This is a genomic window from Ignavibacteriales bacterium, assembly GCA_026390775.1.
Lineage (GTDB): Bacteria > Bacteroidota > Ignavibacteria > Ignavibacteriales > Melioribacteraceae > Fen-1258.
The window spans coordinates 301,207-314,072 of record JAPLFF010000007.1 but is presented as its reverse complement, the minus strand read 5'-3'; the positions used below and the strand labels follow the sequence as shown (position 1 = coordinate 314,072).

Annotated in this window: 8 protein-coding genes; 6 read left to right on the top strand and 2 right to left on the bottom strand. The window is 34.4% G+C overall.

From position 1 onward, the window contains the following. Positions 1 to 44: 44 nt before the first annotated feature. Complete coding sequence (locus NTZ27_06670; protein ID MCX6174411.1) at positions 45 to 1,145, bottom strand: alkaline phosphatase; 1,101 nt, start codon at positions 1,143 to 1,145, stop codon at positions 45 to 47. 15 nt (positions 1,146 to 1,160) lie between these two features. Next, positions 1,161 to 2,231, bottom strand: coding sequence for a branched-chain amino acid aminotransferase (locus NTZ27_06665; protein MCX6174410.1), 1,071 nt, complete (start codon positions 2,229 to 2,231; stop codon positions 1,161 to 1,163). Positions 2,232 to 2,659: 428 nt separating this feature from the next. Between NTZ27_06665 and NTZ27_06660 the strand changes: the two genes are divergently transcribed. The 6 genes from NTZ27_06660 to NTZ27_06635 all read left to right on the top strand — a co-directional run bounded on the left by NTZ27_06660 (position 2,660) and on the right by NTZ27_06635 (position 12,856). Next, a complete protein-coding gene (locus tag NTZ27_06660; protein ID MCX6174409.1) occupies positions 2,660 to 3,433 on the top strand; it encodes an ABC transporter permease in 774 nt (257 codons plus the stop codon). Between the two features lie 586 nt (positions 3,434 to 4,019). Then, on the top strand, positions 4,020 to 5,381 hold the full coding sequence (gene gdhA, locus NTZ27_06655; protein ID MCX6174408.1) for an NADP-specific glutamate dehydrogenase: 1,362 nt from the start codon (positions 4,020 to 4,022) through the stop codon (positions 5,379 to 5,381). A 103-nt stretch (positions 5,382 to 5,484) separates the two neighbouring features. Beyond that, complete coding sequence (locus NTZ27_06650; protein ID MCX6174407.1) at positions 5,485 to 8,472, top strand: histidine kinase; 2,988 nt, start codon at positions 5,485 to 5,487, stop codon at positions 8,470 to 8,472. A 90-nt stretch (positions 8,473 to 8,562) separates the two neighbouring features. Further along, positions 8,563 to 9,780, top strand: a complete 1,218-nt coding sequence (locus NTZ27_06645; GenBank protein ID MCX6174406.1) for an aminotransferase class I/II-fold pyridoxal phosphate-dependent enzyme — start codon at positions 8,563 to 8,565, stop codon at positions 9,778 to 9,780. Positions 9,781 to 9,921: 141 nt separating this feature from the next. Further along, complete coding sequence (locus NTZ27_06640; GenBank protein ID MCX6174405.1) at positions 9,922 to 11,172, top strand: pitrilysin family protein; 1,251 nt, start codon at positions 9,922 to 9,924, stop codon at positions 11,170 to 11,172. Between the two features lie 10 nt (positions 11,173 to 11,182). Continuing rightward, positions 11,183 to 12,856: a molybdopterin-dependent oxidoreductase gene (locus NTZ27_06635; GenBank protein ID MCX6174404.1), complete on the top strand. Its 1,674-nt coding sequence runs from the start codon at positions 11,183 to 11,185 to the stop codon at positions 12,854 to 12,856. Positions 12,857 to 12,866 lie beyond the last annotated feature (10 nt).

The following is a 12,866-nucleotide window of genomic DNA, read 5'->3' as shown; positions in this document are numbered from 1 at the left end:
TCAAGGAATATTTTTGGATATCTTAGATTCTGAACTTGGTAGGCCTATTTCCAGCTCTTTTTGGGTTCTATATAATTGATAAGTTTTCTACCAATAATAAAATTATTCTGTATTCCGTTAAAATTTTCTGAACCAATTCCATAACTAAAAATACCAACTAAGTTAGCCGTATGTTTTTTTGTCACCCAACCTAGATTAATTTTATTTTCTTTAAGGTTACCGGAGATGATTGACATTCCGCCAGTCTCATGGTCAGCAGTAATTACAACCAAAGTGTTTCCGTCTTTTTTAGCAAACTCGAGTGCCGTTTCAATTGCTGAATTAAAATCATTCATCTCTTGAAGTAAATATTCTTCATCATTATTGTGCGCAGCCCAATCAATTTGTGACCCCTCAATCATCAAAAAGAAACCGTTATTATTATTGTTAAGATGTGAGATAGCTTTCTTAGTCATATCTCCAAGAGAATAATTTCGGTCACTAGCTTTTGCAATGCCATTATGCCCCAGTATAGCAGCAACTTTTTTTATTGTACTTGATACATATATTTCAGAAAAATCTTGGAAGATTGTATATCCATAAGAAGAAAGAGTATCTAAAAAATTTTTATGATCTTCACGCTTACCTCCGAAATCCAGAGGGACAAAAAAATCAGTTCCTCCACCGATAACAAAATCAACTCTGCTGTGAACAAACTGTTCGGCAATATCAAATTCCATGTTCCTATGTTTTACATGTGAATAAAAACAAGCGGGCGTTGCATTTGTAATTGAACTTGTTACAACCAAACCGGTACTCATTTTTTTATTTTCAGCTATCTCCAAAATGGTTTGAAGATAATTTCCTTGCGGATCTTGACCTACAACAGCATTGTTCGTAAGATAACCTGTAGCATATGCAGTTGCACCGGCAGCTGAATCAGTTATTAAATTATCTGCAGAACAAGTATTAACAAGACCGATTGTATAGAATTTTTTGAATTGATCATTTTTTGAAAAGAGAACTGAAGTCGAAACTTGACCTAGTCCCATTCCATCGCCAATTAATAAAATAATGTTTTTTGGTCTTGGATTGTTCTTAGAATAAAAAACGGTCGCACTTAAAAAAAATACGACCGTTATTAAAAGAAATATTTTCTTAATCAAATAACTGCTCCGGAATTAATCTATATAAGTCATCCAACCATGTCGGTCTTCTATTTTTCCGTAATAAATAGCGGATAATTCATTATACAATTTTGTACCGAGTTCACCGGCTTCTTTGTCGTTGAATTGCAGTAGGTTCTCATTGAATTTCAATTTACTAACAGAAGAAATTATTGCAGCGGTACCAGTTCCGAAGATCTCAATTAATTCACCTTTCTTATAAGCATTAATAATTTCTTCTATGCTGATCATTCTTTCTGTTACATTATATTTCCAATCTTTAAGAATTTGTAGCACAGACATTCTGGTAATGCCCGGAAGAATAGAACCGGTTAACATTGGCGTAGTAACTTCGTTTTTAAATTGAACAAAAATATTCATTGCACCTACTTCTTCAATATATTTTTGTTCTATTCCATCAAGCCACAGTACTTGTGAATAACCTTCTTCTTTTGCTTCTTGTTGACCCATCAAACTTGCAGCATAGTTACCGGCTGTTTTAGCTTCACCAATTCCTTTGCGGACTGCACGTACATATTTATTAGTTACCAGAATTGGTACAGGTTTGAATCCTTCGGGATAATATGGCCCAACTGGACTTAGCATTATTATCAATTTGAAATTTTCTGAAGTTCGCACTCCAACAAGAGGTTCTGTTGCAAACAATACAGGACGGATGTAAAGTGAATGTCCCGGTTTAGTAGGAATCCAATCCCTATCAATACGAACTAATTCAAGCATAGCTTGAAGAACTAGATCAGGATCAATTTCCGGAATACACATTCTTTTTGCGGAGCGGTTTAATCGTTCTACATTTTTTTCTGGGCGGAATAAAGCTATTCTACCATCAACTTGTTTGTAAGCTTTAAGACCTTCAAAAATAGTTTGACCATAATGAAGAACCATTGCTGCGGGGCTAAGATTAATGTTACCGAATTTTCTTATTGTAGGATTATGCCATCCTCCCAAATCTTCATCGTAGTCTATTTCAAACATATGATCCGAATAAATTTTCCCAAACACTATTTTTTCGGGTAAAATAACTTTCGTTTCTCTTTCAAGTATTTCAATATTGAAATCGTTCATAGTTTCACCATTCTTTCTTTTTGTGGAATGGAAATAATTAAATAAAAAACCCGGTCTGTATATAGCCGGGCTCTCTTAAAAATCTAAATTATAATCACAATGAAACCAAGGATAATGATATTTATTTCGAGTATTTTTTTCATTGTCTCTTAAGGAAATTTGCATCCAACTTTCTACTATAAAAAATATGTAAAAATAAAAGTAATTGCCAATAGTAAAAGTTTGTTATCTTAGTCAAGATATCTTAAACATTTTAATAATAAAAATGGAAACAAAGTAATATGGTTTTCGGAATATTTGCTCTTACCATTAGATTTTCTTCAAATTGTATGATACTACTAGCAGAAACTGAATCTAAATTACCGGAAGAAGTAATTTCAAAATTGAAACAACTTTCTTAGTTTTGTTTCGAAATAAAATTAGTTTATATGATAACTGCCATAGTTCAAAATGTTGGAAGAAAGACGTTAGATTTTCTTCAGGAGTTCGGACAGGTCGTTCAACTTTTTATTGAGATTATAAAATCTATACCTCACCTTTTTAAAAATCGGCGAAATTTCTTTTACCAGATGGAACATATCGGCGTTAATTCACTTCCCTTAGTTTTTATTATTGCAGTATTTACAGGAGGTGTAGCTGCCTGGCAAGCCGCATATCAATTAAAAGGATTAGCTCCATTATCTTTTCTTGGTGCCGCAACTAGCAGATCAATCATTACAGAGTTAGGTCCGGTACTAACTGCAATTGTTTTAGCTGGAAGAGTCGGCGCTTCGATAGCTGCTGAACTAGGTTCAATGAAAGTTACCGAACAAATTGATGCTCTTGAAACAATGGGAATTAGTCCTGTTGCATTTCTTGCAACTCCAAGAGTATTAGCTTCATTATTAATGTTGCCTGTATTAGTAATTTTTGCCGATGTTGTTTCAATTACGGGTGCGTATTTAATTTCAAATTATTTTCTCGGAGTTTCATTCAATGTATTTTTTCTTTCAGTTAAACGTTATTTTATATTTAGTGATTTTGGTTTCGGATTAATAAAAGGAATGATGTTCGGCGGGGTTACATCATTGTTAGGCTGCCATATTGGATTTAGAACAGAAGGCGGCGCTGAAGGTGTTGGTTCTTCCACAATTCGTTCATTTGTTCTCAGCTCTGCACTTATACTTATTCTGGATTATTTATTATGGACTTTATTATTTTAAAATAAAGTGAATGCATTTTATTCCATTCAATAATGTATATGCTGAATTATAGAATAATAAAAAGAATTTTAGATATACTCTTCGCGATTATACTCAATTAAAATTCCTTCAAATTGGTGGTATATGAATGATTCATATCCGAATTTCCGCAAAAAAATATTACAATAATAAAAATCATCGATTGGGAAGAATTAAAACGTAAATCATCTTAAACAAGTAATACCATAAAATAATTGTCGGTCTTACCATTTATTTCATTACAAAATTAAGATTTAACTTTTTTTAAGGATTTATTTTTTACAAATAGCTTTTTTCTCTTGCACAAATTTTATAATGAGTTTAATTTGCTTACCGAAAATGGAAGTCAATTATCCTTTTATGATAATTTGTAATAGCTTCACAAAAAATAGATTTCCGGTTTTAGGAACTAACCACGCAATTGCTTCATTAGCTTCAAAGCATTACTGTAACTTTCACATAAATTTTTCTTTCCCCGAAGGAGTGTCCGAAGGACTCCTTACGGAGGATTCCCATTATCTCTTTCTATTAATAAATCAATTATTCACAAATAACACACGAGGAAGTTATGTCAGAATTTGTTAAGAATTTGATGGCTCAAGTGAAAGCCAAGAATCCTAGTGAACCTGAATTTCATCAAGCAGTATTTGAAGTTGCATCTTCATTAGCAGTAGTTTTAGAAAAACATCCAGCATACCGTAAAGAAAAAATTCTTGAAAGACTTATTGAACCGGAACGGGTTTTTATGTTTAGAGTTCCTTGGGTTGATGATCAAGGTGAAATCCAAATCAACCGCGGTTTCAGAATTCAAATGAATAGTGCAATAGGTCCTTATAAAGGCGGATTGCGTTTCCACCCGTCTGTTAATCTTGGCATTCTAAAATTTTTAGCGTTTGAACAAGTATTCAAAAATAGTTTAACTACTTTGCCAATGGGCGGAGGTAAAGGCGGATCCGATTTCGATCCCAAAGGAAAAAGTGACGGCGAAGTTATGCGTTTCTGCCAAAGTTTTATGAGTGAATTGTTCAGACACATTGGATCCAATACAGATGTGCCTGCAGGAGATATCGGAGTAGGCGGAAGAGAGATAGGTTTCTTGTTCGGTCAATACAAAAAACTCCGCAACGAATTTACCGGAGTTCTAACCGGTAAAGGATTGAATTGGGGTGGCTCATTAATTCGTCCTGAAGCAACCGGTTACGGCTCAGTTTATTTTGCCGCAGAAATGTTATCTACAAGAAAACAAACTTTAGAAGGAAAGAAATGTTTGGTTTCAGGAAGCGGCAATGTTGCTCAATATACAGTAGAAAAGATTTTACAGTTAGGCGGTAAGGTATTAACATTATCTGATTCCAACGGTTACATTTATGATGAAGCAGGAATCACAACAGAAAAATTACAATTTGTAATGGATCTAAAAAATGTTCGCAGAGGAAGAATGAAAGATTATGCAGACAAATTCAAAGGTGCAGTTTATACCCAAATAGATCCTAACGCAGATCATAATTCGTTATGGAATCATAAAGCTGATTGTGCATTCCCGTCTGCAACACAAAATGAAGTTAATAGTAAAGACGCGGCTAATCTTTTAAAGAACGGTGTTTACGTTATCAGTGAAGGCGCAAATATGCCGTCAAGCATAGAAGCCATTGATCAATTTGTTGCGGCAAAAATTCTTTATGGACCTGGCAAAGCTGCAAATGCCGGCGGTGTTGCTACATCTGGTTTGGAAATGGCACAAAACAGTATGCGTTATGGCTGGACACGCGAAGAAGTTGACAACAGACTTCAATTAATTATGAAGAGCATTCACAAAACTTGCGTTGATACTGCAGAAAAATATGGTACTCCTGGTAATTATGTTAATGGTGCAAATATCGGCGGTTTTGTTAAGGTTGCTGATTCAATGTTAGATCAAGGAATTGTATAATATAATAGTATAGAAAATGGGGCGAGAGATCGCCCCACTTTTTATAATAGAAATAAAAAAGGTTATTGATTACTTTTACGCCAACCGATTTAGAGCTTTCATTATGCATTCTCAAACAATCAAGTTTGATAAAGAATTAATTCAGAAAAGCCGATATTCTAAATTTCAAGACTTCCATAACTTGATGCGTTTTCGCATTCGCGATATTCTTCTTGTTTCCAGTTTATATGATTCTTACATCTTTGAAGAGGATGAAAGACTTTACGAATTGATTCGGCAAGAATACCAAGGATTGAATTTGAGCCATTCGCCGGAATTGATTCAAGTTTCAAACGGTGAGCAAGCATTAAATATGGCAATGGACGAGAAACGTTTTGATTTGATTATTACTACTCTTCATATTGAAGATATGTCGCCGTTAACTTTTGCCAAAAAAGTAAAAATGAGTGGGTTAAATATTCCCGTCGTATTGCTAAGCTACGATAACCGCGAAATGACTGATTTAATTTCTACAAAAGATATTTCTGTTTTTGATAAAGTTTTTATTTGGCAGGGTGATTATAGAATCGTACTTGGTATTATTAAATTTTTAGAAGATAAGTATAATGTTGAACATGATACTCAGCAGGTGGGTCTTCAATCTATAATATTAATTGAAGATAATATTAGATTTTATTCTTCCTATTTGCCGATAATTTATACAGAAGTATTGAAGCAATCGCAAAGTTTAATTTCTGAAGGAGTAAATTTATCTCATAAATTTTTAAGAATGCGTGCACGTCCCAAAATTTTACTTTGTTCTACATACGAAGAAGCCTGGAATTATTTTGAGAAGTATGAAGAATATATTCTTGGAATAATTTCCGATATAGAGTTTACTCATAATTCAAAACCGGATCCTGAAGCGGGAATTCTATTTGCAAAAAAAGTGAAAGAAAGACAGCCTGATATTCCGATACTTTTGCAATCAACAAATCTTTCTAAAGAAAAAGACGCTCTTTCTGTTGGAACAACATTTCTAAAAAAAGATTCACCTACTCTGCTTGAAGATCTTAAAAGATTTATGATAAATCATTTTGGATTTGGTGATTTTGTTTTTAAAAATGAATCCGGTCAAGAAGTTGGAAGAGCTCATACATTAAATGAACTGCAAGAACAATTGGAAAAAGTACCCGATGAAAGTATTTTATTTCATGCTTCAAGAAATCACTTTTCTAATTGGTTAAAAGCTAGAACGGAATTTTGGCTGGCACATCAGCTTCGCCCAAAGAAAGTTTCTGATTTTGAATCAGCATCTGCTTTAAGAAAATTATTAATAGAATATGTACGGGAGTTTATAAAATCCCGGCAGATCGGGGTTATCTCAGATTTCAACAAAGAAATGTTTGATGTAACAACAACTTTCGCTCGTATAGGAGGCGGTTCTTTAGGAGGGAAAGCAAGAGGATTAGGATTTGTAAATAATCTCCTCGCAAATTTTGAGATACGCTACCGATTCGATAAAGTTAAAATATTTGTTCCTTCCGCCGTTGTATTAGCAACGGATGTTTTTGATCAATTCCTTAATGATAATAATCTTCTTGATTTTGCACTGCGCTCTCGAGATGATGATGAACTAATGAAAAGATTTTTTAATGTGAAAAAATTTCCTAAGAATGCTCTTCACGAATTAAAATTATTTTTAGAAATTGTAAATGAACCATTAGCAGTTCGTTCATCAAGTTTGCTTGAAGATTCCCAAGGACAGCCGTTTGCAGGTGTGTATGAAACTTTTATGCTTCCGAATAATCATCCCGATCTAAACGTGAGGTTGAAACAATTACTTCACGCAATTAAGCGGATATATGTTTCGGTCTTTTTCAAGAAATCAAAAGATTATATAAAAGTTACAACCTACCGTCTTGAAGAAGAAAAGATGGCTGTGATTATTCAAAAATTAGTTGGTGCAGAACATAACGGAAAATATTACCCGGAATTTTCCGGAGTTGCAAAATCATATAACTTCTATCCAAATTCTCCGCTCAAATCAGCTGATGGAACTGTTGCAGTAGCTCCGGGACTTGGTAAAACAATTGTTGATGGAGGATTAAGTTTTAGATTTTGCCCAAAGTATCCTACGCATCCGATGCAGTTCGGCAGCTTAAATGATCTTTTAAAATATTCGCCGCATGATTTTTATGCTCTTGATCTTAAAGAAGAATACACCGATAAAAATATTAATGAAGATCGGTTGGTAAAAAAATATCCTCTCACGGAAGCTGAAAAAGATAATACTCTTGCAGCTGTTGGTTCTGCTTATTCGCATGATAACAGAACCATCTATGACGGTGTAGAATATCCTGGACCGAAAATATTTACGCTTGCACCAATTTTAAAATACAAAGTATTTCCTCTTCCGGAAATTTTAGATATGCTTTTAGAAATGGGCAGTTGGGGAACAGGTTCTCCGGTTGAACTTGAATTTGCAGTTAATTTGACCGTACCCGAAGGGAAACCAAAAGAATTCGGATTACTTCAAATGCGTCCACTTGTTGTTAGTAGTGAAATCGAAGAACTGGAGTTGGATAATTTTGAAGCGAAAAATCTTCTCTGTAAAAGTGAACAAGTCCTTGGGCATGGAATAATTAACAATGTTAGAGATATTGTTTGTGTTGATATAGAAAAGTTTGATAGAAAATTATCCCGAGAAGTTGCACACGAGATTGCACAATTTAATGCAAAACTGGTTGGAGAAGAAAAACCTTATCTATTAATAGGAGTTGGCAGATGGGGTACTCTTGATCCTTGGTTAGGAATTCCGGTTACATGGGAACAGATCAACGGTGCTAAAGCAATCATAGAATCCAACTTTACCGATTTTAATGTTTCTCCTTCGCAAGGTTCACATTTTTTTCAGAACCTTACTTCGTTTAAGATCGGATATTTTACAATAGATAATTTTATGGAACAAGGATTTATTGATTGGGACTGGTTACAAAAACAAAATATTACAGAGAAAAAAAATTTTACGAAACATATTAGAATGAAAAACCCGATAACGATAAAGATAAACGGACACCGCAACAAGGGAATAATTATTAAACCAAATTAATTTTAAAACTTACCTCAATACAATCTGATCTGGAAAATAGATTTCAAAAAGACTAATTTTTGTTTGTGTGATTGAAGAAATGGAGAATACATGTCAAACTTTGTAATCAAACCTGCAGTTAGAACAGAAAATATTACTTATGCCGTGCGCGATGTTATAATTCTTGCCAACGAAGTTGCTAAGACAGGGAAAGAAATGTTATACCTGAATATTGGCGATCCCAATATTTTTGATTTTGAACCTCCCAAACATTTGGTTGAAGCTACTTACGAGGCGATGAAAAAAAATTATAACGGTTACTCGCCGTCATCCGGTATTAAACAAGCCATAGATGCAATTGCTAAAGAAGCTGAGAAGAAAGGAATTAAAAACATTCAAGATATTTTTGTTACAACCGGTGCAAGCGAAGCAATTGATATTTGTCTAACAGCTTTAGTGAACAACGGGGAAAATGTTTTAACACCTACGCCCGGATATCCTCTCTACACTGCAATCCAAAGCAAGTTACAGACTATGGAAAATCCGTATTACTTAGATGAGAGTAACGGATGGCAGCCGGACATTGAAGATATAAAAAGTAAAATCAATTCTAAGACGCGGGCAATAATATTAATCAATCCGAATAATCCAACCGGCTCAAATGCTTCGCCGGAAACTCTTAAGAAAATTATTGATCTCGCTATTGAACATAACCTTGTGATTTTTGCCGATGAGATTTACGATAAACTTTTGATGGATGGAAAAAAACATACATCAATAGCATCGTTAAATTCTGAAGTGCCGATGGTAACTTTCGGCGGACTCTCAAAAAATTATATGGTACCGGGATTTAGAATCGGATGGGGAATTGTAAGCGGAAATAAATCTGTTTTAAAAGAATATATCGAAGCGATAAATAAAATTTTGCGCGCACGTTTATGTGCAAATCATCCGGCTCAATATGGAATTGCACCGTCGTTGCTTGGAGATCAAACTCATCTGGAAATTGCTAAACAAAAACTAACTAGACGAAGAAATCTTACTGTGGAAATGATGAATGCAATTCCGGGAATCTCTTGTGTGGAACCGGAAGGTGCATTTTATGCTTTCCCAAGAATAAATAATATTTCCAACGATGCTCATTGGACTTCAGAACTTATAAAAGAAACGGGAGTTGTTGTTGTTCCCGGAAGCGGATTTGGACAAGTGCCTGGAACAAATCATTTTAGAATTGTATTCCTTCCTCCGGAAAATATTTTGGAGAAAGCATACAAAGCAATTGCACAGTTTCATAAAAAGTATGTTGAGAATTTTGCTGTAAAAGTGTAGAACGAAGAACGTAGAGTATTGAATGTAAAGAAAGATTTTCACTCTACGCTCTAAGCTTAGTTCAATACATTCATTTGATAACCAAATCAACCTTCTCTATATTTGTCCCACAATTTTTCTTAACTATAATATATATCCTAATTGAAAAATATAAATGTAACCGAACTGCCAAACGGAATAAAAATAATTTCGGAAAAAATAAATTATGTTAAATCATTTTCTCTCGGATTTTGGTTTAATGTTGGTTCTCGGGATGAAAAAGAAGAGAACAGCGGTATAAGTCATTTTCTGGAACACATGTTCTTTAAGGGAACAAAAAAACGTTCCGCAAAAAAAATTGCAGAAGATATAGAATCACTCGGTGGTTATTTAAATGCGTTCACATCAAAAGAACATACATGTTTTTACGGCAGAGGTTTAACGGACCATGTAGAAAAAACTTTTGAAGTACTAGCCGACATGGTTCAGAATTCAATCTTCGATCCTAAAGAAATTGAAAAAGAATCTGCAGTAGTTATTGATGAATTATATGACATTGAAGATTCACCTGATGAATTGATCTTCGATAAATTCGAAAGCAATGTTTTCCATGGCAATTCTCTTGGAATGCCGATTATCGGAACGGAAAAAAATCTGCGAAGCTTCAAACAAAAAGATCTTTTCAAATATGTAAATGAAAATTACACCCGGGATCGTTTCTATGTTGTTGCTTCGGGAAATATCAATCACTCCGATCTGATTCGCTTTGCTAAGAAATACATTTCAAAAAATCTCAAAGCAACAAATGATAATAAACGGGAACTGATTGTAAATCTAACCGGCGATCTTCATGTTTCTAAAGAGACTCAGCAAGTTCACTATATTTTAGGAAGATCAACATACGGCCACAAAGAAAAAAGCCGGGTTAAAGTAAGTGTGCTTTCTCATATTTTAGGTGAAGGAAGCAGTTCACGTCTCTTTCAAAAAGTAAGAGAAGAGAACGGAATTGCTTATCAAATAAATTCATTCCTTAATTCTTTTTTTGATATCTCAACATTCGGCATCTATCTTTCTACTAATGATAAATCGGTTAATAAAGCACAAGAGTTAATCTATGAAGAGATTGAAAAGATCAAAAAGAAAAAAGTTGGAAATGTTGAACTTGAAAGAGCAAAAGAATATTTAATCGGCAATATGCTGATGAGTTTGGAAAGCACTACTAATAGAATGTTAAGAATTGCACAGTCAATGATCTACTTTAATAAAATTAAAACCATTGAAGAAACAGTTAAATATATTCAAGCAGTAACAGCAAAAGATATTCGAGATTTATCCAACGAAATATTTGAAAATGGTACCCTAACAAGAGTAATTTTGTCTTCGAAAAATCCATTGCTTCATAAAGTTGCCTGAGGAAAGTGATATGCCAACATTTACTGTTGACGGAAAACCGGTAGAATTTAAACAAGGACAGACTATAATTGAAGCAGCGCGTTTTGCCGGAATAGAAATTCCACATTTTTGCTGGCATCCGAGTTTATCAATTTCCGGTAATTGTCGAATTTGTTTAGTAGAAATTGAAAAGATGCCGAAGCTTGCAATTTCGTGTTCAACGTATGCCTCTGACGGAATGGTAGTTCATACACAATCTCAAAAAACTATTGAAGCTCGAAATGCCGTGATGGAATTCATTCTCATCAATCATCCTCTCGATTGCCCAATCTGCGATGAAGCAGGTGAATGTAAACTACAAGAATATGCGTACGACAACGGAAAGGGCGAAAGCAGATTTGAAGAAATTAAAAACAGAAAAGAAAAACGTGTTCAACTTGGACCTCATATTAAATTTGATGGTGAACGTTGTATCTCATGTTCAAGATGCATTCGATTTTCAGATGAGATTGCAAAGAAGAATCAACTTACATTTGTGCAGCGAGGAGATAAAGTAACGATTACAACTTTTCCTGGTGAATCGTTTGATAATCCATATACATTAAACACAACTGATATTTGTCCCGTGGGTGCACTTACAAATCAAGATTTTAGATTTAAATCTCGCGTATGGGAAATGTCTAAGACAGATTCTATTTGTGTCGGATGTTCACGCGGATGCAATACGGAAGTTTGGGTTCGCAACAACGAGATCTTAAGATTAACACCAAGACATAATGAAGATGTTAACAGTTACTGGATGTGCGATAAAGGAAGACTTGAAACATTTAAAAATGTAAACGCCGGAAATCGTATTGACGGAACTTACATTCGTAAAGAAGGACAACTTCAAAAAGTTTCCTGGAGTGAAGCTTTAAATGTTGCTGCAAAAAGTTTGAAAGATTATAAAAGCGGAGAGATCGCATTTATAGGTTCAGCTTATGCAACTTGCGAAGACAATTATGCACTTGTAAAATTTGTTAGGTCACTTGGTGTTACAAATATTGATTATGCTGATCATGTTATTCCGGGCGATCAAGATGATATTTTAATTCGCGAAGACAAAACTCCAAATTCATTCGGAACAGAATTAGTTGGAGTTCAGCCCGGTTCAAGCGGAATTAATATCTCAGCAATTTTAAAAGGAATTAAAGAAGGCAAGATAAAAGCATTATATGTTTTAGAAGATGATGCTGTTTCATTTAATGAGGAATGGGAATCAACAATCGGAAATCTTGATCTCTTAATTGTGCATGCAACAAATGAAAATAAAACAACGGCATTAGCGGATATAGTTTTTCCGGCATCAACATTTGCGGAAAAGAACGGCACATTCGTAAACTTTCAAGGAAGAGTTCAGAGAATTCGTCCTGCTGTTGCAACTGAAGAAATGGATCGTGCATTAGATGGAATGGAAATGAGTCGCTGGGATAAATTTGGAACTGAGTTCGACCGCTGGATGCAAGGACATAAATACGATTCTAAACCAAGCTGGAAAATTTTTGTAGCTCTTTCTCAACTTCTTGGTTTTAAAATGAAATTTAATATGGCAGAAGAAATCTTTGCCGAAATAGCAAATTCGATTTCTGCTTTCAAAGGATTAGATTACGATGAAGTTGGAAAACACGGTGTACAATTAAAAATCAAACAAACAGTAAATGCATAAACGGAGTTTG